Origin of the sequence: Mycobacterium sp. PS03-16, from assembly GCF_004570325.1 — a bacterium.
Classification (GTDB): Bacteria; Actinomycetota; Actinomycetes; order Mycobacteriales; family Mycobacteriaceae; genus Mycobacterium.
This window is the reverse complement of sequence record NZ_SPQO01000008.1, coordinates 1-24,804: the sequence shown is the minus strand read 5'-3', so window position 1 is coordinate 24,804 and position 24,804 is coordinate 1. Positions and strand designations below refer to the sequence as shown.

Annotated in this window: 20 protein-coding genes and 1 pseudogene; 13 read left to right on the top strand and 8 right to left on the bottom strand. The window is 71.3% G+C overall.

Annotated elements, in window-relative coordinates; all coding sequences use genetic code 11:
• The 3 genes from dnaJ to dnaK are packed head-to-tail and all read right to left on the bottom strand — an operon-like array spanning position 1 to position 3,725.
• Positions 1-1,182, bottom strand: a complete 1,182-nt coding sequence (gene dnaJ, locus E4P42_RS09030; protein ID WP_135125314.1) for a molecular chaperone DnaJ — start codon at positions 1,180-1,182, stop codon at positions 1-3.
• A 39-nt stretch (positions 1,183-1,221) separates the two neighbouring features.
• The gene (grpE, locus tag E4P42_RS09025; protein WP_245233955.1) at positions 1,222-1,860 is read right to left on the bottom strand and encodes a nucleotide exchange factor GrpE; all 639 of its coding nucleotides are present in this window, start codon (positions 1,858-1,860) and stop codon (positions 1,222-1,224) included.
• A complete protein-coding gene (gene dnaK, locus E4P42_RS09020; RefSeq protein WP_135125312.1) occupies positions 1,857-3,725 on the bottom strand; it encodes a molecular chaperone DnaK in 1,869 nt (622 codons plus the stop codon). Before dnaK ends, grpE begins: the two co-directional genes overlap by 4 nt.
• Positions 3,726-3,962: 237 nt before the next feature.
• On the opposite strand from dnaK, the gene E4P42_RS09015 reads away from it, so the two are divergent.
• From E4P42_RS09015 to E4P42_RS08965, 11 genes are all read left to right on the top strand, one after another.
• On the top strand, positions 3,963-4,706 hold the full coding sequence (locus tag E4P42_RS09015; protein WP_135125310.1) for an MBL fold metallo-hydrolase: 744 nt from the start codon (positions 3,963-3,965) through the stop codon (positions 4,704-4,706).
• A gap of 9 nt (positions 4,707-4,715) precedes the next feature.
• Entirely contained in the window at positions 4,716-5,276 is a 561-nt protein-coding gene (locus E4P42_RS09010) for a hypothetical protein (RefSeq protein WP_135125308.1), read from the top strand.
• Between the two features lie 52 nt (positions 5,277-5,328).
• The gene (zwf, locus tag E4P42_RS09005) at positions 5,329-6,750 is read left to right on the top strand and encodes a glucose-6-phosphate dehydrogenase (RefSeq protein ID WP_245233954.1); all 1,422 of its coding nucleotides are present in this window, start codon (positions 5,329-5,331) and stop codon (positions 6,748-6,750) included.
• Positions 6,747-8,555, top strand: a complete 1,809-nt coding sequence (locus E4P42_RS09000; protein WP_135125306.1) for a glycoside hydrolase family 15 protein — start codon at positions 6,747-6,749, stop codon at positions 8,553-8,555. The genes zwf and E4P42_RS09000 overlap by 4 nt, the downstream gene beginning before the upstream one ends.
• 31 nt (positions 8,556-8,586) lie before the next feature.
• On the top strand, positions 8,587-9,207 hold the full coding sequence (locus tag E4P42_RS08995) for a TIGR03085 family metal-binding protein (RefSeq protein ID WP_135125304.1): 621 nt from the start codon (positions 8,587-8,589) through the stop codon (positions 9,205-9,207).
• Between the two features lie 10 nt (positions 9,208-9,217).
• Complete coding sequence (locus E4P42_RS08990; protein ID WP_135125302.1) at positions 9,218-10,147, top strand: LLM class F420-dependent oxidoreductase; 930 nt, start codon at positions 9,218-9,220, stop codon at positions 10,145-10,147.
• Positions 10,148-10,187: 40 nt separating this feature from the next.
• Positions 10,188-10,655: a hypothetical protein gene (locus E4P42_RS08985; RefSeq protein ID WP_135125300.1), complete on the top strand. Its 468-nt coding sequence runs from the start codon at positions 10,188-10,190 to the stop codon at positions 10,653-10,655.
• Between the two features lie 24 nt (positions 10,656-10,679).
• Positions 10,680-11,243 carry a hypothetical protein gene (locus tag E4P42_RS08980; protein ID WP_135125298.1) on the top strand — a complete coding sequence of 188 codons (564 nt, stop codon included), beginning with the start codon at positions 10,680-10,682 and terminating at the stop codon, positions 11,241-11,243.
• 56 nt (positions 11,244-11,299) lie between these two features.
• Positions 11,300-12,835, top strand: a complete 1,536-nt coding sequence (locus tag E4P42_RS08975) for a CdaR family transcriptional regulator (RefSeq protein WP_135125296.1) — start codon at positions 11,300-11,302, stop codon at positions 12,833-12,835.
• Between the two features lie 86 nt (positions 12,836-12,921).
• On the top strand, positions 12,922-14,175 hold the full coding sequence (locus tag E4P42_RS08970; RefSeq protein WP_135125294.1) for an FAD-binding oxidoreductase: 1,254 nt from the start codon (positions 12,922-12,924) through the stop codon (positions 14,173-14,175).
• Positions 14,176-14,254: 79 nt separating this feature from the next.
• Complete coding sequence (locus E4P42_RS08965) at positions 14,255-14,716, top strand: GreA/GreB family elongation factor (protein WP_135125292.1); 462 nt, start codon at positions 14,255-14,257, stop codon at positions 14,714-14,716.
• 82 nt (positions 14,717-14,798) lie between these two features.
• On the opposite strand, the gene E4P42_RS08960 is transcribed toward E4P42_RS08965, so the two are convergent.
• The 5 genes from E4P42_RS08960 to E4P42_RS08940 form a co-directional block, all read right to left on the bottom strand.
• Positions 14,799-16,757, bottom strand: coding sequence for an Hsp70 family protein (locus E4P42_RS08960; RefSeq protein WP_135125290.1), 1,959 nt, complete (start codon positions 16,755-16,757; stop codon positions 14,799-14,801).
• Between the two features lie 30 nt (positions 16,758-16,787).
• Positions 16,788-18,290 (bottom strand): dynamin-like GTPase family protein, encoded by a 1,503-nt coding sequence (locus E4P42_RS08955; RefSeq protein WP_135125288.1) that lies wholly within the window; start codon positions 18,288-18,290, stop codon positions 16,788-16,790.
• Between the two features lie 33 nt (positions 18,291-18,323).
• Positions 18,324-20,177 carry an isoniazid-induced dynamin-like GTPase IniA gene (iniA, locus tag E4P42_RS08950; RefSeq protein WP_167759418.1) on the bottom strand — a complete coding sequence of 618 codons (1,854 nt, stop codon included), beginning with the start codon at positions 20,175-20,177 and terminating at the stop codon, positions 18,324-18,326.
• Positions 20,178-20,270: 93 nt separating this feature from the next.
• On the bottom strand, positions 20,271-21,365 hold the full coding sequence (locus tag E4P42_RS08945) for an IniB N-terminal domain-containing protein (protein WP_135125286.1): 1,095 nt from the start codon (positions 21,363-21,365) through the stop codon (positions 20,271-20,273).
• Between the two features lie 274 nt (positions 21,366-21,639).
• A complete protein-coding gene (locus E4P42_RS08940) occupies positions 21,640-22,146 on the bottom strand; it encodes an IniB N-terminal domain-containing protein (protein WP_135125284.1) in 507 nt (168 codons plus the stop codon).
• 236 nt (positions 22,147-22,382) lie between these two features.
• On the opposite strand from E4P42_RS08940, the gene E4P42_RS08935 reads away from it, so the two are divergent.
• Positions 22,383-23,573, top strand: a complete 1,191-nt coding sequence (locus E4P42_RS08935; RefSeq protein WP_135125282.1) for an Hsp70 family protein — start codon at positions 22,383-22,385, stop codon at positions 23,571-23,573.
• A 7-nt stretch (positions 23,574-23,580) separates the two neighbouring features.
• Positions 23,581-24,804 (top strand): annotated as a pseudogene (locus E4P42_RS08930) (LuxR family transcriptional regulator); the annotation flags it as partial.

Sequence of the window (24,804 nt, the reverse complement as noted above, 5' to 3'; positions counted from 1 at the left end):
TCACGCCCCCGCCCAGCCGGCCCGCGGATCGAAGCCGCTGGCCCGCTCCGCCTTCGCGTACGCCTCCAGCGCCTCGGCCGCCTCGCCCTCCAGTGCCGGCGGCACCGCGACCTTCACGGTGACCAGCAGATCGCCGTGGCCGCCGCCGCGCTTGGGCACACCGCGCCCACGCACCCGCAGGATCCGGCCGTCGGAGGTGCCCTTGGGCACCCGCACACCGACCTTGCCCTCGAGCGTCGGCACCGACAGCGTGGTGCCCAGCGCCAGCTCGTGGAAGCTGACCGGCACGCTGACCGTCAGATCGTCGCCGTCGCGGCCGAACACCTTGTCGGGGCGCACGTGCACGGTGACGTACAGGTCGCCCGACGGCGCGCCGCGCAGACCCGCCTCACCCTGACCGGCCAGCCGAATCCGCTGCCTGTCCTCCACGCCCGGTGGAATCCGCACGTTGATGGTGCGGGTCCTGGTGGTGACCCCGGTGCCTTTGCACTCGCTGCAGGGGTGCTCGATGATCGAGCCGCTGCCCTTGCATTCGGTGCACGGCTCGGAGAACCCGAACGCGCCCTGGTTGCGGTTGACGACGCCCGCGCCGTTGCAGTTCGGGCACACCTTCGGGCTGGTGCCCGGCCGCGCGCCACTGCCGTGGCAGTTGGTACAGGGCGCCGGGCTGGTCAGCCGCAGCGGCATCGCCACACCCTTGGTCGCCTCCAGGAACGACAGCTCGGTCTCGGTCTCGAGGTCGTTGCCGCGCCGCGGCCGGCTGGGCCGCGGCGAGGCACCCCGCCCGAACAGTCCCCCGAAGAGGTCACCGATGTTGGCGCCGCCGGTCTGACCGGCGGCGTCGAACAGGTCGTTGAGGTTGAACTCGACCCCTTCGGACCCACCGCCGAAGCCGCCCCCGAAGCCGCCGCCGCCGCCGTTGAAGCGGCCGCGCCCGAACCCACCGCCGGCGAACAACCGACGGGTCTCGTCGTACTCCTTGCGCTTGGCCGGGTCCGACAGGACGCTGTGCGCCTCGGAGACCGCCTTGAACCGTTCGGAGGCAGTGGGGTCGGGGTTGGTGTCGGGATGCAGATCACGGGCCAACTTGCGGTAGGCCTTCTTGATCTCGTCCGCGCTGGCGTCAGAGGAGACGCCGAGCTCCTTGTAGAAGTCCTTCTCGACCCATTCGCGTTGGGCCATGTCGCGTCACCTCCTCACCTTTCTCTCGTGTGTTGCTCTCTAGTTGTCTGATTCTGGACTTGATTCTGGGGCCAGGGAGGCCGGCGCGCTGTCGTTCTCGGCCGTGTCGGCCGGGACCGTGTCCACGACGCCGACGAGCGCGTGGCGCACCACCTGCTCGCCGACCCGGTAGCCGCGCCGCATCACGGTGCCGACCACCGGGTGGGTGCCGTCGCCCTCGTGCTGGACGGCCTCGTGCAGCGCGGGGTCGAACTCGTCGCCCTCCTCGCCGAACGCCGTCAGCCCGAGTTGCTCGAGTGCGGTGGCCAACTTGTCGGCCACCGACTTCAGCGGTCCGGATTCCAGATCGCCGTGGCTGCGCGCCCGGTCGAGGTCGTCGAGCACGCCGAGCAGCTGGCTGACCACCGACACCTTGGCGCGGTCGGCGATCATCTGCTGATCGCGCAGCGTGCGCTTGCGGTAGTTGTCGTACTCCGCCTTGACCCGCTGCAACGTGCCCTTGAGCTCGGCCACCTCATCGGTGTCACCGGCCGCGGCCTCGGCCTCCGGCGCCGGCCCACTGGGGGCCGGCCCGGTGGCCGGGGCCTCGCGCACCTGACCCGTCTCGGGGTCGATGCGGCGCTTGTCGGTCACGGTGATCGGTTCTGCCTCTTCCCTCACGCGTTCGGCGTCACTCACTTGCGCTCCTGGTCGTCCTCGACAACCTCGGCGTCGACCACGTCGTCGTTGGCGCTGGAGCCACCGGCGGAATCCCCACCGGCCGCCCCACCGGCGGCCTGCTCGGCCTGGGTGGCCTCGTAGATCGCCTGGCCGAGCGCCTGGCTCTCGGTGCCCAGCTTCTCCATCGCGGCCTTGATGGCCCCGATGTCGGTGCCGGCGAGCGCCGTCTTGGCCTCGGCGACGGCGGATTCGACCTTGCCCAGCGTCTCCTCCGGAACCTTGGACCCACCTTCGGCCTCGCGTTGTTCCTTGACGAACTTCTCCGTCTGGTAGACCAGCGTCTCGGCCTGGTTGCGGACGTCGGCCTCCTCGCGACGCTTGCGGTCCTCGTCGGCGTGCGCCTCGGCGTCCTTGATCATCCGGTCGATCTCCTCCTTGGACAGGCCGGAGCCCTCCTGGATGCGGATCGTGTTCTCCTTGCCGGTGCCCTTGTCCTTCGCGGTGACGTGCACGATGCCGTTGGCGTCGATGTCGAAGGTGACCTCGATCTGCGGCACGCCGCGCGGGGCCGGCGGGATACCGGTCAACTCGAAGCTGCCGAGCAGCTTGTTGTGCGAGGCGATCTCGCGCTCCCCCTGGAAGACCTGGATCTGCACCGACGGCTGGTTGTCGTCAGCGGTGGTGAAGGTCTCCGACCGCTTGGTCGGGATCGTGGTGTTGCGCTCGATCAGCTTGGTCATCACGCCGCCCTTGGTCTCGATACCGAGGCTCAGCGGGGTGACGTCGAGCAGCAGCACGTCCTTGACCTCGCCCTTGAGGACGCCGGCCTGCAGGGCCGCGCCGACGGCGACGACCTCATCCGGGTTCACGCCCTTGTTGGGCTCCTTACCGCCGGTCATCTCCTTGACCAGGTCGGACACCGCGGGCATCCGGGTGGAACCGCCGACCAACACGACGTGGTCGATGTCGGACACCGAGATGCCGGCGTCCTTGATCACCTGCTGGAACGGCTGCCGGGTGCGGTCGAGCAGATCCTGGGTGATGCGCTGGAATTCGGCGCGCGTGAGCTGCTCGTCGAGGAACAGCGGGTTCTTGTCGGCGTCGACGGTGATGTAGGGCAGGTTGATCGAGGTGCTCTGGCTGGAGCTGAGCTCGATCTTGGCCTTCTCGGCCGCCTCGCGCAGCCGCTGCATCGCCATCTTGTCCTTGGTCAGGTCGATGCCGCTGGTGCCCTTGAACTTCTCGACCAGCCAGTCGACGACGCGCTGGTCCCAGTCGTCACCACCGAGGTGGTTGTCACCGGAGGTGGCGCGCACCTCGACGACGCCTTCGCCGATCTCGAGCAGCGAGACGTCGAACGTGCCGCCACCGAGGTCGAAGACCAGGATGGTCTGTTCCTTCTCGCCCTTGTCGAGGCCGTAGGCCAGCGCCGCGGCGGTCGGTTCGTTGACGATGCGCAGCACGTTGAGGCCGGCGATCTGGCCGGCTTCCTTGGTGGCCTGACGCTGGGCGTCGTTGAAGTACGCGGGCACGGTGATGACCGCGTCGGTGATGTCCTCACCGAGGTAGCTCTCGGCATCGCGCTTGAGCTTCATCAGCGTGCGGGCGCTGATCTCCTGGGCGGTGTAGTTCTTGCCGTCGATCTCGACGGTCCAATCGGTGCCCATGTGCCGCTTGACCGACCGGATGGTCCGGTCGACGTTGGTGACGGCCTGGTTCTTGGCGGGCTGGCCGACCAGCACCTCGCCGTTGCGCGCGAACGCGACCACGGACGGCGTCGTGCGCGAGCCCTCGGAGTTGGCGACGACGACCGGGTCGCCACCCTCCAGCACTGCGACGACGGAGTTGGTGGTCCCGAGGTCGATTCCGACCGCACGAGCCATGGTGTGTCCTCCTTGTTGCAACTACTACGTTTGTGGGGTCTGAGCGGACCGGACTCAAGACTGCTCCAGTCGGCACTCTCGTGTCAACCCAGACTTGAGCGTGACTCACTCAACTTGTCGTATGGCTCAACGGGCCGCCGCGCGGATTTGTTCCCGCCGCATCGCCGAGTTCTGCACCCGGGTCGCTGCACCGGCGAAACCACGACCGTGGTGCAGAAATCGGCGCACCATCGGTTCATGGAGACCACCGTCGACGAGATCGCCACCGGGGTGTTCCGGCTGTCGACCTACGTTCCGGACATCACCGAACACGGCTTCACGTTCAACCAGTTCCTGCTGACCGGCGACGAGCCGTTCCTGTTCCACTGCGGCCACCGGCACCTGTTCCCACTGGTGTCGGCCGCCATCGGACGCATCCTGCCGCTCGAGCGCCTGCGCTGGATCTCGTTCGGGCACGTCGAGGCCGACGAATGCGGCGCGGTGAACCTGCTGCTGGCCGCCGCGCCACATGCGCAGGTGGTCCACGGCCCGCTGGCCTGCATGCTCACGCTCGACGACCTGTGCGACCGGCCACCGATGGCCGCCCCCGAGGAACCGCTCGACACCGGCGGCCACTCGCTGAGGTTCATCGCGACCCCGCACGTCCCGCACAACTGGGAGGCCGGCGTGTGGTTCGACGAGGCGACGGGGACATTGCTCGCCGGCGATCTGTTCACCCACGTCGGCCGCTGCCCGGCACTCACCGAGAGCGATTGCGTCGCACCGGCGCTCGAGGCGGAGCACGTCTTCCACGGCACCGGGCTCACCACCACCCTCACCCCCACCCTGACGGCGCTGGCCGATCTGCGGCCGACGACGCTGGCGATCATGCACGGGTCGTCGTACTCCGGCGACGGCGCGGCCCAGTTGCACGGGCTGGCCGACGGCTACACCGACATGATGCGCGCGTCACTTCAGTCACTTGCGCCACACTCACCGTAGGCTCGAGGTGTGCGGTCGAAGCTGGCGGTGGCAGGCGTCCTCGCCGCCGGCATGCTGCTGACCGGCTGCCAGAGCGACACCTCCGGAACCGCCGTGCGCAGCCCCGACACCGTCGAACCGACCGAACCGACCGTGCCGACACCGCGGCCGTCCCGCACCTCCACCCCGGCGCCGGCGCCGCCGCCGCGCACCATGGCCCCGGCCCCGCCGAGCGCCGCCCCGCCCGCGGCCGCCGAGGTGCTGGCACCCCAGAACGGCTACGTGTTCGTCGAGACCAAATCCGGCAAGACCCGCTGCCAGCTCAGCACCGCCGAGGTGGGCTGCGAATCGCAGTTCACCGACGCGCCGACCGTGGGCGGCCTGCCCGCCAACGGCGTCCGGCTCACCCCGGCCGGAGACATCGAGTGGGTGCTCGGCAACCTCGGCGACATTCCCGCCGTGCCGCTGGACTACCGCCGGTACTCGGCCGTCGGCTGGACCATCGAGGCGTCCAGCGAGGGCACCCGGTTCACCAACGACCGCACCGGCCACGGCATGTTCGTCGCGGTGGAACGCGTCGAGACTTTCTGACGAGTCGGTCACATCGGTTTAGCCCACCTAACGGTCCGGGCATGTCACGGGCGTGCCCCACCACGACCTGAGCGCCGGGCACCGGCCGCCGCCGCACGTGTTCGTGTTGTTCGGGGCGACGGGAGATCTGGCCAAACGCAAACTGTTCCCCGGCCTGTACCGGCTGGCCGCCGAATCACGCCTGCCCGCCGACTACGCGATCATCGGCTCCGGGCGGCACTCCCCGGGCAGCGACGACGAGTTCCGTGACACCGTGCGCGCCGGCCTGCGGGACTCGGTCGACGACCTCGACGAGGAGGTGCTGTCGAACCTCCTGCAACGGTTGAGCTTCCAGACGTCCGACGCCGACGACGGCAGTGACCTCGCGGCCGCGGTGCGCGCGGCGCGCGATGACCTCGGCGAGGACGCCCGCACGCTCATCTACCTGTCGGTGCCGCCGACGGCGATGCAGCCGATGATCGGCATGCTGGGCCGCGAGCAGCTCACCGACGGCGCCCGGGTGGTGGTGGAGAAGCCGTTCGGCACCGACCTGGCCTCGGCCCGTGACCTCGACGCCGCGCTCAAGGAGGTCGTCGACGAGGAGCAGGTGTACCGCATCGACCACTTCCTCGGGAAGGAGGCGGTGCAGAACATCCTGGCGCTGCGTTTCGCCAACGGCCTGCTCGAACCGGCGTGGAACCGCGACCACCTGGCGTCGGTGCAGATCGACATCCCCGAGGAGCTGACGATCGAGGGGCGCGGCAGCTTCTACGAATCCACCGGCTGTTTCCGCGACATGATCTCCACCCACCTGTGCCAGGTGCTCGGGTTCGTCGCGATGGAGCCGCCCGTGCACCTCGACGCGACCTCGCTGCGCAACGAGAAGGCCAAGGTGTTCGAGGCGATGCGCCCGCTGGACCCCGAGCGGGTGGTGTTCGGTCAGTACGACGGCTACCGCGACGAAGAAGGCGTCGCCGACGACTCCGAGGTGGAGACCCTCGTCGCGCTCGAGGCGTTCGTCGACACCGAACGCTGGCAGGGAGTGCCGTTCTACCTGCGCACCGGCAAGGCGATGTCGGCCACCCGGCGCACGGTCACGCTGACCTTCCGCACCCCGCCGATGGGCCGGTTCGGGGGCGGTGACCAGCCCGCCAACCAACTGGTCCTCGAACTGCGTGACTCCCCCACCGTCGCGGTCGCGATGCTGGCCAAACGTCCGGGACCGAACCTCGAGCTGATGCCGGTCGACGTGCTCCTCGACGTCGGCGCCGAGGACCCCGAGGACACGCCGCTGGAGGCCTACGAACGGCTGCTGCTCGACGTGATGCGCGGCGACCAGACCCTGTTCACCCGGTCCGACGAGGTGGACCGGCTGTGGCAGGTGTGCCAGCCGGTGCTCGACGCGCCGCCGCGGGTGCGGCCCTACCCGCAGGGGTCCTGGGGGCCCGACGAGGCGGTGGCGCTGCCCGGGCCGCCGGGGTGGCGGCTGGGGTGAGCGACAACCCCCTGGAGATCGCCGACCACGGGCTCATCGGCGATCTGCGCACCTGCGCCCTGGTGGGCACCGACGGCACCATCGACTGGTTCTGCGCGCCGCGTTTCGACTCGCCCAGCGTGTTCGGCGCCATCCTCGACGGCGACCGCGGCGGCAGCTGGGAGCTGGCGCCGACCGTGCCGGTCACCCGCACCCAGCAGTTCTACTATCCCGACACCGCGGTGCTGATCACCCGCTTCCTCACCTCGGACGGCGTCGTCGAGGTGCACGACTTCATGCCGGTGCTCACGCGCGACGATCCACACCACCGTCAGCGGTTGGTGCGGCGGGTCAGCGGGGTGCGCGGCACGCTGCGGATGCGGATGCGCCTCGACGCCCGTCCCGACTACGGGCGCGAATCCTGCGGGGCCCGGCGCACCGGCGACAGCGTGCTGATCACCGGAGACGGGGTGCGGATGGGTCTGATCGCGTCGACCGATCTGCACGTCGACGGCGGCGTCGTGCAGGCCGAGGTCGAACTGTCCACCGGTGACACCGCGCTGTTCGTCCTCGAGATGCTCGGCGAGGACGACGAGGTCACCGCCGACGCCGTCGACATGACCGACGCCCTGCTGGACGCCACCACGGCGTTCTGGCGGAACTGGCTGTCGCAGTCCACCTACACCGGGCGCTGGCGCGAGACCGTGCACCGCTCGGCGATCACGCTCAAACTGCTCACCCACGAACCCAGTGGCGCGATACTCGCCGCCCCCACCACCAGCCTGCCCGCGCCCATCGGCGGCGGCCGCAACTGGGACTACCGGTATGTGTGGGTCCGCGACGCCGGCTTCAGCCTCTACGCGTTGCTACGGCTCGGATTCCTCAGCGAGGCACGGGAGTTCATCCGCTGGCTGTCCGAACGGATGGGCCGGACCGACGGTGGGGACGACGGTGGCCTCGGTCCGCTGCGGGTGCTCTACGACATCGACGGCAACCTGCCCGAGGAGACCGAACTCGACCACCTGTCCGGCTACCGCGACTCGGCGCCGGTCCGCATCGGCAACGCCGCCACCGAACAGCTGCAGCTCGACATCTACGGCGAGATCATCGACTCGGTGTACCTGTTCGACAAGTACGGGCCGGGCATCAGCCACGACGGCTGGACCGATCTGACCGCGGTCGTCGACTGGGTGGTCGCCAACTGGGACCGGCCGGACGCCGGCATGTGGGAGGTGCGCGACGACGCCGAGGCCTACACCACCTCCCGGCTCATGTGCTGGGTGGCGATCGAACGCACCATCCGCATCGCCCGCACCCGCGGCCTGCCCGGTGACGTGGTGGCCTGGTCGAGAGCCCGCGACGAGATCTACGACCGGATCATGACGAAGTCGTGGAATCCCGATCTGAAGGCCTTCACCCGCGTCGAGGGCGGTACGGCGCTCGACGCCGGGGTACTGCTGATGCCGATGCTGAAGTTCCTCTCGCCGGCGGATCCGCGGTTCCTGTCCACGCTGGACGCCGTGGAACGCCACCTCGTCACCGACAGCCTGGTGTTCCGGTACGAACCGGGCACCGACGGGCTCGACGGTGACGAGGGCACGTTCTCGATCTGCTCGTTCTGGTACGTCGAGGCGCTGACCCGGGCGGGCCGGCTACAGGACGCCTCGCTGGCGCTGGAGAAGATGTTCACCTACGCCAACCACCTCGGCCTCTACGCCGAACAGGTCAGCGCCAACGGCGATCAGGTCGGCAACTTCCCGCAGGCGTTCACCCACCTGGCCCTGATCAGCGCCGCCATCAACCTCGACCGCGCCCTGGACGGATGACAGCCCACGCGCCCCACGGGAGGATGACTTTATGACCGCAGCCCAGCGCGAACGCGCCGCCCTCGTCGAGGCGATGCGCGCCGTCGGCCCCGAGGAACCCACCCTGTGCGAAGGGTGGAAGACGCGGGATCTGGCCGCCCACCTCTACATCCGTGAGAGACGGCTGGACGCCACCGCGGGCATCGCCGTCCCCGGCCTGTCGTCCTACACCGAGAAGGTGCAGAACCAGGTGGCCGACGGCATCGACTGGGACGAGATGCTGGACAAGATCGCCGCCGGGCCGCCGGTGTACTCACCGTTCAAGCTGCTCGACCCGGTGGCCAACCTCGCCGAGATGTTCATCCACCACGAGGACGTCCGCCGCGCGCAACCGAACTGGGAGCCGCGGCCGCTCGACGACGCGACGGTCAAGGGGCTCACCCGCACGCTGTCACTGATGGCGCGGCTGACGCTGGCCAAGGCGCCGGTGCGGGTGGCGTTACGCACACCGGAGGGCAAGACGCTGCTCACCGCGGGTAAGGGCGACCCCGTCATCGTCACCGGGAAACCCGAGGAACTGCTGCTGTTCGCCGTCGGCCGGGAAGCCCGCGTCGACTTCGACGGCGACGTGGCCGCCGTGCAGGCGCTGCGCGACGCGCCCAAGGGTCTGTAGGTTGGCCGCCGTGGATTTCCGTGTTTTCGTCGAACCCCAGCAGGGCGCGCGCTACGCCGATCAACTGGCCGTCGCCAGCGCCGCCGAACAACTCGGCTACTCCGCCTTCTTCCGCTCCGACCACTACCTCGCGATGAGCGGGGACGGCCTCCCGGGCCCCACCGACTCGTGGGTCACGCTGGCCGGCCTGGCCCGCGAGACCTCGACGATCCGGCTGGGCACGATGGTCACCTCGGCCACGTTCCGCCATCCCGGCCCGCTGGCCATCGCCGTCGCGCAGGTCGACGAGATGAGCGGCGGCCGGGTGGAGCTCGGCCTCGGCGCGGGCTGGTTCGAGGCCGAGCACCAGGCGTACGCGATCCCGTTCCCACCGCTGGGCGAACGGTTCGACCGACTCTCCGAACAGCTCGACATCCTCACCGGCCTGTGGGCCACACCCGTCGGTGAGACGTTCGACTACACCGGAACCCACTACTCGGTCGTCGACTCCCCCGCCCTGCCCAAACCGGCGCAGGCCGTGCCGCCGATCATCATCGGCGGACAGGGCGCCAAACGCACCCCTGCCCTGGCCGCTCGGTTCGCCGGCGAGTTCAACGTCCCGTTCGTCCCGCTGGACACGCTCACCACCCAGTTCGAGCGGGTCGCGGCCGCGGTCGCCGACGCCGGGCGCGAACCGGACTCGATGACGTATTCCGCGGCGTTCGTGCTGTGCGCCGGCGCCGACGACGCCGAGATCGCCCGCCGCGCCGGGGCGATCGGCCGGGAGGTCGACGAGTTGCGCAGCAACTCCCCGATGGTGGGCACGCCCGCCGAGATGGTCGACAAGCTGGCCCCGTTCGTCGAGGCCGGAGTACAGCGGGTGTACCTGCAGATGCTGGACATGTCCGACCTCGATCACCTCGCGCTGGTGGCCGGCGAGGTGATCCCCCAGCTGCGATGACCCGGCACCGGGCCGCCGGTGGTGGATAGGATCGGTGCCCGTGACGGACGCCCACGACGAGGACGACCACTCCGGCGCAGAGCCGGATGCGGCGTCGTGGCACAACTCGACGCCCAAGCTGCTCGCGGCCAGCGTCGCGGGGCTGGCCGCGATCGGGCTGGCCGTCACCGGCGTGACCGTCCTGGCCCGCGACGCCGACGAGCCGCCGCAGGCGCCCTCGACCTTCGTCGACACGGACACCACGGCCAGGACGCAGACCACCTCGGTCTCCGAGGCGGCGAGCCCCACGCTGACCACCCGCATCAACCCGCCGCAGACCACCGACATCGACCTGCCCCCGTCCGAGCTGCCGCCGCCCCCGCACCCGACCGAGTCGACCAGCGGTGAGCCGCCGCGGACCACCGACGAGGACGCCGCAGAGGACGAGCGCGACGAGGAGTCGACGCCGCGCACCACCCGCAACCGGCCGCGACTCAACGAGACGCGCACGCTTTACCCGCGAAACTGAGCGGACGCCCTACTATCGAGATCCGTGGCGCGACCCCCTGAAGAACCGGAATACCCGGACAGCGAACCGACGCAGTACTCCAACGCCTACAGCAGCGAGCCGACGCAGTACTCGAACGCCTACAGCGAATACGACCAGGGCTACGACACCGGCGGCTACGACCAGCCGCCCCCGGACGAGCCGACCCCCTGGTACCGCAAGCCGGGTGCGCTGATCGCGCTCGGTGCGGTGGCCGCGCTGCTGATCGCGGTGATCGTGTGGCTGATCGTCCAGCTCGCCTCGGGTGAGGACACCCCGTCGGACAGCACCACCACGACCACCACGACGTCCGAGGAGGCGACGACGTCGGCTCCCGCGGTGGCGCCGACCGAGACGGTGACGCAGTCGCCGACGGAGACCACCGCGCCGCCGACCGAGACCACGACCACCACGGCGCCGACGACGACCACCACGACGGCGCCCACCACCACGACCACCACCACGCCGCCGCCGACCACGTCGACGACCGTGGAGACGAGTACGAGCACCAGCACGGTGACGGTCACGGTGCCTGAGGAGGCTCCGCCGGAGGCGCCGCCGGGCGGCTGACACGCACGCGGTAGCGCGGGCGCGGCGGGCGCGCCCGCGCGTTGGACAATGGCCTCGTGGTCACCCTGGACCGGCTGGTCAACGTGCTCGGCGGATACGGCGTGCATCTGCGGGCCTGCCCGGTCCCCAGGTCGACCGAACTGCGCAGCGTCGTGATGCACGAGGACCGCGATGTCGTCGGTGACGTGCTGCTGGCGGCGGGAGCCGACTCCGTCGAGGACGCGCTGGACTGGGCGCGGGCCGCCCACGCCGTCGCGGTGCTGATGCGCGCCGACGGCGGCCTCGCCGACCCGCCCGGGGAGGTCGCGGTGCTGACCGTCGACCCCGAGGTGTCCTGGAGCGAGATCGCGGCGGTGGTCTACGGGTTGGTGCTCGAGGGCCGCGAAACCGAATCCGGGCGCGGGCCCACCGATCTGTTCGCGCTGGCCGACAGCCTGGCCGACGCGATCGGGGCCGCGGTCACGATCGAGGACCGCCACGCCCGCGTGCTCGCGTACTCCCGCCTGCAGCAGCACGCGGACCCGGCCCGGGCCGCGACGATCCTGAGCCGGCAGGCGCCCGAGTCGCTGCGCGCGCTGTTCGAGGAGCGCGGTGTCCCTCAGCACCTGGCCACCTCCGACGCGCCGATGGAGTTGGCGCCGGCGGCCGAACACGGCCTGTCGAGCCGCACGGTCGTGGCCGCCCGGGTGGGCCGCGAGTTGCTCGGATCGGTGTGGGTGGCGAGCGCCGACCTGCCCGAGGCGCGACGCCGCGCGCTGGTCGACGGCGCCCGGGTGGTCGCGCTGCACCTGCTGCGCTCGCGGGCCAGCGCGGACCTCGAACGCCAGGTCGAGTCCGAGTTGGTGATCGGACTGCTCGACGGCACCGCCGACGCGCCGACCGTCGTCAGCAAGCTGGCCCTGCCGACGTCGGGTCTGCGGGTGATCGCCCTGCGGGCCCGGTCCGGACAGGAGCGGCACGCACCGCTGCTGCTCGCCTTCGAACGGGCCACCACCGGTTTCGGGTGGTCGCGGCCGGGACGGACCGCGTTGACCGGCACCACCGTCCACACCATCCTGCCCAGCGATTCGGCGGCAACCGCGCGGCGCTGGGTCGACGACCTGCGCGCCGCATTGCCGGGGCACGTCGACGTCCACGCCGGGATCAGCAGCGCCGCAACAGTTCTGGAACTTCCCTCGGCACGCGACGAGGCGGAGGAGTGCCTCGGGCTGCACGAGCTGAAGCCGCAGTTGGACCAGGTGCCCACCTACGACGAGGTGTGGGGGGACATCCTGTTGCAGCGGTTGCGGCTCGCCGCCCGCGCGGGCCGCACCCCGCAGCGTGGGCCCATCGCCGATCTGCGCCGCCACGATGAGCGGCACGCCACCCGCTACATCGACACGCTGCGCGCCTGGCTGGCGAGCCAGGGCGATCTCCGCGCGGCGGGCGAGATGCTCGGGGTGCACGAGAACACCGTCCGCTACCGCCTGCGCCGGATGACGGAGGCGACGGAGATCGGTCTCGACGACCCGCGCGCGCGCCTGGCGATGACCGTGGAACTCGCCGCGATCGACGACGGCCCGCTGCTGTCGGAAGGCGACAAAGAGCACTAGCCGGATTGTCCGGACAGCGCAAACCACCGTCCATGATCAGCCGCCACCATCGAGGTGACCGATGGAACCCTGGTGGAGGTGATGTGATGTCCGGCGTCGAGCAGTTCGACGGTGGGCCGCGCTCGGTGATCGTGGTGGGCGCCGGCATAGTCGGCCTGTCCACCGCCTGGTTCCTCCAGGAACGAGGGGTCGAGGTCACGGTCGTCGACCGCACCGGCGTCGCGGCAGGGGCCTCGTGGGGAAACGCCGGGTGGGTCGCCCCCGCGCTGACCATCCCGCTCAACCAGGGCCCGACGGTCGCCTACGGTGTGCGTTCCCTGCTGAATCCCGATGCGCCGCTGCATATTCCCGCCCGGTTCGATACCGCGCTCTGGGGATTCCTCGCGCGGTTCGCGCTGAATTCGCGGCGCTCCGCATGGGACCGCGCGATCCGCGCGAACGTGCCGTTCAACGACGAGTGCCTCGAGGCATTCGACGTCCTCACCAGCAACGGGGTCGACGTGCCCAGCACCGACGGACCCATCACCGCGCTGTTCACCGACGACCACCACGCCGCTCATCTGATCGCCGAACTCCAGCGCCTCGAGCAGGCCGGCCAGCCGGTGTCGTACCGGCGACTGCCCGCCGACGAACTGGCCGACCAGGTGCCGCTCGCCTCACCGGCCGTCCACGTCGGCATCAGCGTCGAGGGACAACGCTTCGTCGACCCCGGCCGCTTCACCACGGCCCTGGCCCGTGCCGTGGTCGACCGCGGCGCCACGATCCGCATCGACGACGTCGATGAGGTGCGCCCGGAATCGCGCGGTGTGCGCATCGTCCCGCGTGACAGCGCGCCACTGTCCGCGGACGCCACCGTCATCGCGACCGGCGCCTGGCTGAATCGCCTGGCCGCGCCGTGGGTCCGCACCCCGGTGCACGCGGGTCGCGGCTACTCGTTCACGGTGCCCGTCGACCGCCCGGTCCCGGGACCCGTCTACCTGCCCGAGGTGCGGGTGGCCTGCACGCCGTACCAGGGCCGGCTGCGCGTCGCAGGCACCATGGAGTTCCGCGGCCCCGACGAGCCGGCGGTCCCGGCCCGCATCGAGGCGATCGTCCGCTCCGCGATCCCCCTGCTGCGCGGCGCCCGCTGGACCGAGCGCACCGACGAGTGGGTCGGTCCGCGCCCCGTGAGCGCCGACGGCCGGCCGCTGATCGGCGCCGTCGCCCCGGGTGTCTACGTCGCCGGCGGCCACGGGATGTGGGGACTGGCACACGGCCCGATCACCGGGCGGCTCCTGGCCGAGCAGATCACCACCGGCAAGCAACCCTCCGCGCTGCGCGACGTCGACCCGCTGCGCTGAACCACGAGCCCGCATCCAGTCGTCAGGGGCGGCGTCATCGACCCGCCCCTGACGACGATCCTTCCGAAGAGAGCCGAGAATGACCGCTGCACAACGCTGTTGGATGACCCCGCAGGCCTACGACCGGCTGCAGTCCGAACTGGCGACGCTGCGCGCGCTGCTCGCCGGGGAGAGCACCGACGACGGCGAGGAGAACGCCGTCGCCGTCCAGCGCGCCCGCCGCGCCCGCATCCAGCAGATCCACGACGTGCTCATGCACGCCGTCGTCGGTGAGGATCCGGCCGACGACGGGATCGCCGAACCGGGCATGGTGCTGACGGTGCGCTTCGACGAGACCGGCGAGACCGAGACGTTCCTGCTCGGAGTCCGCGGTGCGGAGTACGGCGACCTCGAGGTGTTCTCGGTCGACTCCCCGCTCGGCGGCGCCCTGATCGGCGCGCGGCCCGGCGAACAGCGCCGCTATGCGGTGCCCAGCGGATCGCTGATCCTGGTCACGTTGGTCAAAGCCGTGCCGTACGGGCTGCACCAGTCCGCCGGCTAGCCCGACTCGGGTACGCGTGCCGTTTCACCCGCGACACGCCGGGCGAAGCGGACCACACCGCACACGCGATGTGGTGTGCGAGCTAGCAGACCGTCTCGGTGGTCGGCACGCACTCCTCCGGCGCCGGCTCGGCGGCCGTGGGTTCGGGCGCGACGGTGGGCTCCGGGTCCGCGGTCGGCTGCGGCTCCGGCGCGACCGTCGGCTCGGGCTGCGGCGCAACGGTCGGCTCCGGCTCCGGCGCGACGGTCGGCTCCGGCTCGGGCGCGACGGTCGGCTCGGGCTCGGGCTGGGGCGACGGCTCGGGCTGCGGCGACGGCTCAGGTGACGGCGACGGCTGCGGCGACGGCTGAGGCTGCGGTGACGGCGACGGCGACGGCGACGGCTGCGGTGACGGCGACGGCTGAGGCTTGGGCGGCGACAGCGGCGGCAGCACGATCGTCGGCATCGGGATCCGCGGCAACCCGATCCCCGGCGCCGGCGCAGGTGCCGGAGCGGGCGCCGCCGGAGCGGGCGCGGACGCCACCCGCCGCGGCGCCGACTTCGGCGGCGCAACCCGACGAGGCGCCGACGCAGAGGCGTTCTCGCGCACGAGTTTCGGCGGACTCTGCGCCGCCCTCGGCGCCGGGGCGGCGACCACCGCGGTCTCGGCGACGGTCGCCCGCCCGGCGGGCGCCTCGGCCACGGGCGCTGCGGCACTGTCGGGCGCGTTTTCCACCGGCTTGGTCGCGACGGGCTGGCTGATGCCCATCGCATCGGACGACACCGCGCCCCCGATGTCGGAGGTCAGCACCAGCCCACCGGCCGTCACGGCGGCGAAACAGGCAGCGCCGGCGAACAGCGCCACCGGGCGGCGGTACCACGCGGGGCCGGCGTCGGTGTCCGTGGTGTCCCGCTGATCGAAGTGCACGTCCGGACGGGCCTGCGCGCTGTCGTAGACGGGTTGCACGTAGTCGGTCGCAACGTCGGCTTCGGGCTGCTCAGCCGACCAGGCCAGCGACAGCGCCGACACCGTCTCGGCGTCCCCGGAGACCGCACCGGCCGGGACGGCCCAAACCCCGGGCGCCGCCACCACCGCGGTCGCCGGGTCGGGCTGCGCGGCGCGCTGGGCCAGCAGTTCGGCACCGGCCGCGGCCGCCACCAGGGCACCCGGGGTGGTGACCACCGGACGCTGCAGCGCCTGCGAAAGACGTTGGGTGACAAGCGGCATCCGCGCGCCACCGCCGACCGTCGCAATCGCCGCCAGCTGTGCGGGTGCGATGCCGGCGCGCTGCAGCGTGTCCATGAGCACTGCGACGACTCCGTCGAGCGGACCGTCGACCAGCGCCTCGAGTTCCTGGCGGGTCACCCGCACCGTGGTGTGCGCCCCGGCCAGGCCGGTGGCCGTCGCCACCGACAGCCGCTCCTTGGCGGCCCGGCACTCGTCGCGCAGACCGGACAGCGAGGCCACCGCCGAGGTGCCCGACGGGTCGACGTCCAGGCCGGCCAGCGCGTGCCGCAGCACCGCCGCGTCGATCAGGTCCCCGGAGAAGTCGTCGTAGCGCACCGGATCGGTCACCGCGCGGAACCCGTCCCCGGCATCGGCCAGCGTGATCGTGGTGCCGGTGGCACCGAAGTCGCAGAGCGCGACGACGCCCTGTGCGGGGAGCCCGGGGGCGGTCTGCAGCGCCGTGAGCGCCGCGGCCGCGTCGGACACCAGACGCACGTACGGCACCAGCGCGCGCAGGGCCGCCACCGCCTGCGGCGACCAGTGCGCGGGCACGGCCACCGCGACGTCGTCGGGCCGGCGCTGCGGGCAGGCCTGCCGGGTGAGCGACTCGATGGCGGCCGCGGTCAGTTGCCCGCCGTAGTGCGCCGAGCCGTCGGGAGCCACCAGCGGCACCGGATCCCCGACGCGGTCGACGAACCCGGTGATGCCTGCGCTCGCCAGTTCGGGCGGACGGTGCGGGAGAAGCGTGAGTACAGCCGGACGGGTGGTCAGGCGACCGCCGGTGACAGCGGTCAGATTGGCCGAGCCCAGCGATACGCCGAGAGAGATGCGCATACCTGTTATTCGTCGCAGCGGGGCGAAACGTTAGGCGGGTCCGCGACCCTTTGCGGCGTACTCCGCGACCAGCGCCTCGGCGCTGCGCACCGCCGCCCGGCACGCCCTGGTGGTGAACGGATCGTTGAGCGGATGCTCGGCCCTGCGCCGCCACCTCTGCGCCGCGGCGAACGCCGCCCGCGGCCCGTCGTAGGGGGCGTCGGGCTGCAGTCCGAGCCGGCTGGCCGCGTCGGTGCCGGACCCGCCGATCAGCCGGCGCAGCGACGCCATCTCGTCGTCGTTGAGCGTCGTCGGCCGGGATCGCAGCGCGCTGAGCAGCCGTAGCTCTTCGAACGCGTGCGTGTCGGCCAGCAGCGGGTCGATGTCGGCGACGATGTAGGGCGTCGCGTAGATCGGGTTGCGCTGCACGAACCGCCGCAACGACAGCAGCGCGGTGTGCGCCTTGAGCAGGTCGGAGCGCTGTGCGAACTGCTGGTCGATGACGTCGCGCAGAGCCACCAGCCCGCTGCGCTCGAGCAGTTCGTCGGCCAGTGCCACCGAATCGCTCACCCCGGCGTGCAGCGCGGCGATCGCGATGCGGATGCCGAACATGCCGAACCGGTCCAGCAGCGCCGCGCGGGTCGCGGCGTCCAGCGGCAGCGGGCTGTCCTCCCGGACGAACCGGTCGACCGACAGCATCGCCTTGGCCAATTCGGCCGCGTCGACGCCGGCGAGCTTCTCCAGCGCCACGTATTCGCTCTGCCGCAGCGTGCGCGCGGTCAGCGCGAGCAGCCCCGACACCGGCACGACGGCCTGGCAGATGCCGGTGCGGTCCATCTCCTCGGTGAAGCGTTTGGCGACGTCGCCGGCCGACAGCATCGCATCGATGCGCCCGGCGCCGATCTCGTCGGCGCGCGAGGCCACGCCGATCACGCCGAGCGCGCCCGACGAACCGCCGACCAGTTCGCCGATCTGCTTGAGCAGCGCGATGTCGGCGGCGTTGAGCGTGCGCAGCAGGAACACCACCGCGTCGACCCGCGGCACCCCGTCGTCGGGCACCAGCAGCCGCAGCGTGCGCGCCGAGACGTCCTGCGACAGCGACGACGTGCCGGGCGTGTCGATGATGGTCGCGTCGATCAGTTCGGCGGCCGGCCATTCCACGTCGAGGTCCAGCACGTCGTCGGGATCGAGCCGGGCGAAGTCGAAGGTCAGCGCGCGGTCCTGCGGATCGCGGGCGATCGGCACGTTGGACCGGCGGCCGCCGCGGTGATTGGCCGTCACCTTCGGTGTCGGCCCGTGCCGGAACCAGGTGACGATCCGGGTGGCCTCGGTGGCATCGGTGGGCGCGATGTCCTCCCCGACCAGCGCGTTGACCAGCGTCGACTTACCGGCCTTGAGGGTGCCGGCCAGCGCGATGCGGATCGGCTGGTTCAGCCGGCCGCCGATCCGCTCGAGCTCGTTGAGCACGTCGGGCCGCTGGCGGTATGCGGGGTCGGCCCGGTAGGCCGCGATGGTGCCACCGAGGATCGCCCGCACACGGTCACTTGTGCTCAGAGTTTCGCCCAGTCCCGTCTGACGTGGAAAGTACTAACCCCTCGAGCTTAATGACGGCACCGGCGCGGCCGCGCTCAGCTTCTGCGCATGGTCGAGCACCTGGCGCAGGATGTTGAGCTGCCGGTCGAGTTCCTTGAGCCGGGCGGTGCGCTCGGTCTCCTCCACCTTGGCCGCGGCGAGGGTGGCCTGCAGCGACTCGTTGAGCGAGCGGGTGGTCTGGTTGGCGATCTCCCGGTAGTGGTCGCGCAGCTGGCGCTGGATGCCCTTGAGCCGGTCGCGGGATTCCTTGCCCACCTCGAAGGCGACGTCGTCGACGAAGCGGCGCACGTTCGTCTTCGCGTCGTTGCGCACGCGCAGCATCCGGTTCTCCATGTCCTCCTTGTAGGCCTTGCGGCCCAACACGAATCCCGCGCCCAGCGACAGCGGGTTGAACATGCCCAGACCGGCGAAGGAGGTCAGCATGCCGAACATCAGCACGCCACCGTAGGACCCGCGCATCCCGGTGACCACCTTGTGGCCGAGTTTGAGGGGGCTGTGCTCGAGATCGGCCAGCGACTTGAACTGCCCGAACTCGGCGCCCATCTCCCGTGCGTCGAGCGCGGGCATCCGGACCGCGTCCAACCCGGCCTCGCGGAACGTACGGGCGACGTCGGAGGCCAGGGCCTCGGCGCGCTGGTAGGCCCAGACGAAATTGTCGCCGACGGCGGTGGCGACCTGCTCTTCGAGTTCGGCCCCGATCTCGGCCCAGTGCAGCGTCGGATCGGAGGTGTCGATCACCCGCTCGGTGTGGAACGTGATGTTGCGGAAGCGTTGCCGCAGATCGTGATCGACGTCGGCGGTGAGGTCGGCGATGCCGTCGTTGAGCACCTGCTGCCACAGCGCGGTCTGCTGCAGCGCGTCCTGGGCCTCCTGCTTGCGCCGCTCGAGGTCGGCAGTGAGGTGTTCACGGGCCTGCGGATCGTCGAGCGCCTGCCGCTCGGACTCCAGCGCGAGCCGGAGATGTTCTGCCGCGGCACGGATCTCGCCGACCACCTGATCGCGCACCCGGTCGTTCTCCCGGGACAGGACCTTCTCGGACAGGAACTTCACGATCGCGGGGAAGTTCGACTCCTCGTTGAGTTCCTTGTCGTTGAGCGCGACGGCGTGGCTGCGCAGGGTCGACGACGCCGGGATCATCGGCGTGGTGATCCCCGCGCGCTCGAGGTGGGCGGCGTTGGCGCCGACCACCTGACGCCAGTGCGGGTAGAGGTCGGTCTTGGTCGCGACGATCACCGCGACCGGGCAGATCTCGGTGGCCTGTCGGATGAACGTCAGCTCCGGTTCGGTGAACTCCTGGCTGGTGTCGCTGATCATCAGCATCGCGTCGGCGTCGGGCAGCAGCCCGAGCGTGGCCGAAAGGTGCGGCTGACCGTGCCCGCCCACCCCGGGGGTGTCGACGAACGCGAGCCCGCCCTTGAGCAGCGGGCTGGGCACGCTGACCTCGACCCGCAGCACGTCGCGGCCGCCGGCCTGCGGCGCGCGGCGCAGGTCCTTGGTCAGGTCGGTGGTCGGGATCTCGACGAGTTCGGGTTCTTCGCCGTCGGGCCGGGCCACCACGAGCCGCGCCGAGGCCTGCTCCCCGTACGACACCACAGTGGCCAGCACCGTCGACTCGTCGTCACCCACGCGGGCCACCGGCATGTTGAGCAGTGAGTTGAGCAGTAGGCTCTTGCCCTGCTTGAGCTGACCGGCGATCACCACCCGGATCTGCGGATCGGTGATGCGGGCCTTGGCGCGCGCCAGCCGGGCGGCCAGATCGCCGCGATCCTGGGCGGCCGCGATCGCGGTGGTGTGGTCGATGAGCTCGACGATCACCTTCACCTTGCGGGGGTCGTTCGGTTGCGTCATGGCGCCCTTCCGTGCCGGTGGCTCTCACCGTAAGCGCGCGAACTGGCGGGGACCATCGCGGTCCCCGCCAGTTGCGCTATCCGGTTGTGTCGATCAGAACGCGTCGAGATCGGTGTTCGTCGCGGTGTCGTTGTTCGAGGCGATGTCGGTGTTCGTCGCGAACCCGGTGTCGTTGCCCGAGAACAGGTCGGTGTTGACCCCGGTGTCGTTGCCCGAGAACAGGTCCGTGTTCGTCTCGTTGCCGGAGCCGATCGCGGTCTCGTTGCCCGAGCCGATGTTGGACTCGAAGTTCGAGGAGTTGTCCTCGATCGAGCTCTCGGTCGACGTGGAGGTGTTGGTCTCCACCGAGGTGTTGACCGAGTTGTCCTCGGTGTTGTCGCTGCCGTAGTCGCCGTCGATCTGGGTGCCGGCGTTGACGTCGTTGTCGGTGATGATGATCCCGCCACCGTTGCCGCCGTCGCCACCGACCGCGTTGCCGCCGCCGATGCCGATCAGGCTGCCGCCGCCGTCGGCGCCGCCGCCGTTGCCACCGGAGGTGTCGACGTCGTTGAGCACCGGCGCATCGTTGTCGGCGATCAGGTCGCCACCCGCGGTCTGCGAGTTGTCCTCGACCTCGTTGTCCTTGCCGACGACCACGTTGGAACCGGACCCGGCGAGGATGTCGCCGTTGTTCATCGTGTTGCCGTCGCCGAGCGCGGCGCCGTCACCGCTGACGATGTCGCCGTCGTTGTCGCCGCCGACCACCACGCCGCCGTTGGTGGCGGTGTTGCTGGTCTTGTCGCCCAGGGTGATGTCACCGAAGCCCAGGTTGAACGCGCCGTTCTGGGCGTTCGCGCCGGCGGCCTGGTCGGGGCTGGCGATCGGGACGTTGTTGCCGCTGAGCAGGTCGGTGTCGTTGCGGCTGGCGAGCTCTGTCGTCGGCGCGAACGAGGTCTGCGGCGAGAACGGCGAGGCGAAGTTCGACGCCAGCTGGTGGTGGTCGGCCACCGCGCGCTGCAGACCCACGATCGGGTCGCCGCCGCCGAGGGCATAGCCGGCCGGGGCGGCCGTGGCGGCCACCGACGCGAGCTGGGCGGCGGTCACGTTGGGCAGCCCCGCGTCACGCAGCGCGCCGTCCGGATCCATGATGAACGACGCGGCCGAGCCGGGGCTGCGGAACAGGTCGAGGATGAAGTCAATGAGGTTCATGTGACTGCCTTTCGTGTCTTCCCAGTGTTCCCGGGGAGGTTGTCTCGCCGGCTCTCCGGCGATCTGGAGACCAATCTATGGACGCCGGGACCCCGCGGAAACGGGGTACGCACCCATCCCTCATCGGGGACGTTGAGGGATACGGGGATCGCCCCGTTAGGGGGTTAGGGGATACCCCGGGGCGCGGCGGTGGGGTCGACATCCGGCCTGCTCAGACACCAAAAAGCCCGCGCGGATCGGGTGATCCGCGCGGGCTCGTCGGTGCGCAGGGGGTCTAGTCGAACAGGTCGAACCCAGCGCTGTGGTCGACCGGTTGTGGAGCGCTGACCGGAACGTTCCAGTCGTCGAGCGGTTCGGCGACGACGGGCGTCGACTCCTCGACCAGCGGGGCGTCGAACTGCAGCGATACGGGTTCGGCCGAGGTGAGCGCGTCGACACCGGAGTCGACCGGCTCCGGCGCATCCACCACCACGGGGACGTCGGCGTCGATGACCGCCGTATCGGGCACCAGGTCGTCGAACGCGTCGAACGCGGCCGTCGCGGCGCCGCTCGCCCACACATTGCCCGCCGCTTCCGCGCCGAAGGCGTCGAAGCCCGCCGACGACGGCGCGGCCATCGACATGGACTCCGACACCACCGGGATGAGGTTGTTGACGTCAGCGCTGGTCACGTCGGTCAGATGCGCATCGGCGATGGCCCCGGCCGGATCGGCCGCGTAGCGGGCCGCGGCGTCGGGATCCCGCACCAGCGACATCACGAAGTCGAGTAGCGAGTTTGCCATCACACACCTTCTCCAGAGCCGACCGTGCGACACGGTCGAGCCGGGGCCAGTCCCCCGACTGCTTGTCACGATGCTATCGACGCCGGTCGGTCCCCGGATCGGTGCGCGGCCCACCCCTTCACCGCAGCCGTTAGGGGATCGGCCGTTAGGGGGTCGACGCCACTAGGGGGAAATCCGAGGCCGACGGGGGTGCAGTCGCTATGGTGGTGACCGGCCCAGACAGGAGTGACGCCACCATGACAGAACCGTTGGGGTTGTCGATCGGGATGACCAACCTGGTGGCCGCCCGCGTCGGTCAGCCGCCGGTGCTGCGGCGAGCCATCCTCACCTTCTTCCCGGACCGCGCGCCCGAGGTGGGCGTGCCCACCGCGCCCGGGTTGGTGCTCAGCGGTTTCGTCGACCGGGTCGGCGACCCGGTCCCGCTGGTGGCGTCCGACGGCTCGGCCCACCGCGGCGAGCAGGTGCTGGCCGAGGCGCTCGACGCGATGGCCCGCAGCGTGGGCGGTGGCGCGCCGATCGCGATCGCCGTGCCCGCGCACTGGGGGCCCGGCACCGTCGGCGCCCTGCGCGGCGCGCTGCGCACGAAGCCGAACCTGGCCCCGGGCGGGGTGCCCGCCGCGCTGATCCCCGATTCCTCGGCGGCGCTGGCCGCACTGCAGGCCGCCCCGGGCCTCCCCGCGCACGGTGTGGTGGCGCTGGTCGACCTCGGCGGCAGCGGCACCAGCATCACGCTCGCCGACGCGGGCGCCAACCTCGACGCGGTCGGACAGACCGTGCGTTATCCGGAGTTCTCCGGTGATGCGATCGATCAGGCGCTGCTCAGCCACGTGCTCGCCGGCATCGCCGACGCGAACAACCCCGATCCGGCCGGCACCGCCGAATTCGGTCTGCTGGCCCGGCTGCGCGACGAGTGCCGCCAGGCCAAGGAGCGGCTGTCCGCCGACACCGCGACCGTCGTATCCGCCGCCCTGCCCGGGTTCGAGTCCGACATCCGGGTGACCCGCCCCGAGCTCGAACAGCTGATGGCCGGCCCGCTCGACGGGCTGCTCGCCGCGATCGAGGACACGTTGCAGCGCAACAATATTGGGCCGGCCGACGTCTCGGCGGTGGCGACCGTCACCATCGGACCGGACGGACAGGCCACCACCACGGTGACCCAGCCGCCTCCGCCGCCTCCGCCGCCGAGCACCACGACGGCAGGAACGACGACGACCACGGCGCCGACGAGCACGACGACCACCACCACGACTCAGCCGACCACGACGTCGACCACCACGACCAGGACCACGACCACCCGGACGACGACCCCGCCGCCGACCACCACCCCACCGCCCCCGACCACGACGGTCCAGCCGCCGCCGACCACGGTGGACCCGCCCGATCCGATCACGACGACGGTCATCGTTCCGGACGACGGCGGCGCCTGACCCGCCGATGACCAACCCGGCGTCGTCGCGGCACTCCGAGCTCCCGCCGGCCTCGCGTGCAGCCGTCGCGGAGCTCGAGGCCGATCCCGCCGCGGCCGTGAAGCTCCTGGTCACCGGCGGGATCGGGACGGGTAAGTCGACGGTGCTGGCCGCGGTGCGGTCCGCACTGCGCGCCGCGGACCGCCCGGTGCTGTCGCGTCCGCCCCGCCCGGAGGACCCGGCCGGCGCGGCGGTGGTGGTCGACGAGGCGCATCTGCTCGACGGCGGCGAACTCGACCAGCTCACCGAGCTGGTCGCCGACCCGGCCGCGACGGTGGTGATCGCCGCGCAGCCGCTGGTCCACCATCCCTCGCTGCGGGGGCTGACCATTGCGCTGGAACGCGAACACCCGGCGCTCACCCTGGGTCCGCTGCCGCCCGGCGAGGTGGCCCGACTCGCCGGGGCACGCGCCGGTACGCCGCCACCGCCGGAGCTCGTGCGGCTGCTCGTCGCCGCCACCGCCGGCCTGCCGTTCCTGCTCGCCCCCGCGATCACCGCCGCCGCGGACGGCGGGGCCGCGGTCCGGCAGGCAGCACGGATCGCGCTGATCGAACGGTTGCGTCGCCTCGACGAACCGCTGCTCGACACGCTGCTGGTGTCGTCGCTGAGCCTGGACCTCGGCCCCGACGACGTGGCGGCCACACTGCACATGGCCTCGCAGACGGCACTGGCCACCGTGGACCGGGCGCGGGCGAGCGGGCTGATCGAGCCGTCGCACCATCCCACCTTCCTGCGCGCGGTCCACGACGGCATCGCGCAGATCAGCGGCGCCGCCCGGCACCACGACATCGAGGTGGCGCTGCTGTGCGCGCAACTCGACTCCGGCACGCTCACGGCCGAACTGGCGCTGCGGATGGCCGAGCACGGCCTGCGCGACGACCGGCTGGCCACCGCGCTGGCCGATCTGGCCGGGCGCACCCGGGGGCATCCCGCCCGGGCGGCCCGCCTCTACCGGGCCGCCGCGGACGCCGGCGCCACCGCCCTGAGCGCCCAGCTCGCCGATGCGCTGGCGCTGACCGGCGACTGCGTGACCGCGGCACGGCTGACCGACGAACTCTTCACCTCTGCCGACGCCGCCGAGCGGGCGGCGGCCGTGCGCATCGCCGCCAGCATCGCCCTGCACGACGGCAGTGCCGCGCAGGCCAACGATCTGTTCGGCTGGCTCGGTCCGGCCCCGGACGCGGCGCTGGGT